This window comes from Tamaricihabitans halophyticus (assembly GCF_004340875.1).
GTDB classification, from domain to species: Bacteria; Actinomycetota; Actinomycetes; order Mycobacteriales; family Pseudonocardiaceae; genus Tamaricihabitans; species Tamaricihabitans halophyticus.
Window position 1 is genome coordinate 1 of the sequence record NZ_SLXQ01000048.1, and the last position, 1,144, is coordinate 1,144.

Annotated in this window: 1 protein-coding gene; it reads right to left on the reverse strand. The window is 63.9% G+C overall.

Going from position 1 to position 1,144, the window contains the following annotated elements; translation table 11 throughout:
* On the reverse strand, positions 1-1,134 hold a 1,134-nt coding region (locus EV191_RS29990), incomplete at its 3' end, for an acyltransferase family protein (RefSeq protein WP_132881512.1).
* Positions 1,135-1,144 lie beyond the last annotated feature (10 nt).

A 1,144-nucleotide genomic window follows, 5' to 3' on the forward strand; every position in this document is an offset into this window, starting at 1 on the left:
GCCGAGCCATTGCCAGCTGGCGGCGATGAGGAGGACGGGGATGAGGGTGAGGATGCCGAAGCGGTAGGCGCCCCAGCGGGTGGTGGTGCCGATGGTGGAGTCGCGGGCGGGTTTTTCGATGAGGTGGTAGGTGGCCAGGGACAGGCATAGGGACAGGGTGATGATGGCGGTGCCGCCGAGGATGCCGACCTGGGTTTGGTCGCGGAGCAGTAGGTAGTAGATGAGGACGGGCCAGTGCCACAGGTAGAGGGTGTAGGAGAGGTTGCCGAGGTATTCCAACGGTCGTGAGGACAGGAACCGATCGGCGCCGGCACGGCTGCCGGTGGCACCGGCCAGGATGATCAGGCAGGCGGACAGGGTGGGCCACAACGCGGCATAGCCGGGGAACACGGTGCCGACCTGCAACACCAACCCGCAACTGACCAACCCCAGCACACCGATCCAGCCGAGCAGGATCCGCACGAGTCGGGGCAGGGTGATCCGATCGATCAGCAACGCCAACAGCCCACCCAGCGCGAATTCCCAGACCCGGGTAGCGGAATGGAAATACGCCAACGGCTGGTTACTGGCCGTCAACACCACCGACAACGCCAACGAGGATCCACCCACCACCACCAGGGTGCCGGTCAACCACGGCCACAACCGATGCCCACACAGGCGCGCGATCAGCCACACCCCGGCCACCAACAGTGGCCACACCACATAAAACTGGCCCTGAATCGACAACGACCAGAAATGCTGCACCACACTCGCCGTGTTGTGCTGCGCGAAATAATCCACCGAATCCGCGGCCAGCTGCCAATTCTCCACATACAACGCCGAGGCCACGACCTCCCGGATCGTCTGAAACCACCGCGCCTCCGGCAACACGGCCACCCCCACGGCCATCGTCACCACCAACACCGTCAACGCAGCCGGAAACAACCGCTTGATCATCCGAGCCCACATCACCCGGAACCCAAACCGGCCCACCACCCCCGACCGAAACAACCCCCCAGTAATCAAAAACCCCGACACCACAAAAAACACGTCCACGCCACCAGACACCCGATCCAGCCACACGTGATACGCCACCACCAACAACACAGCCAACGCCCGCAACCCCTGAACCTCCGGGCGATACTTCCGCGCCACCCCACCCGAG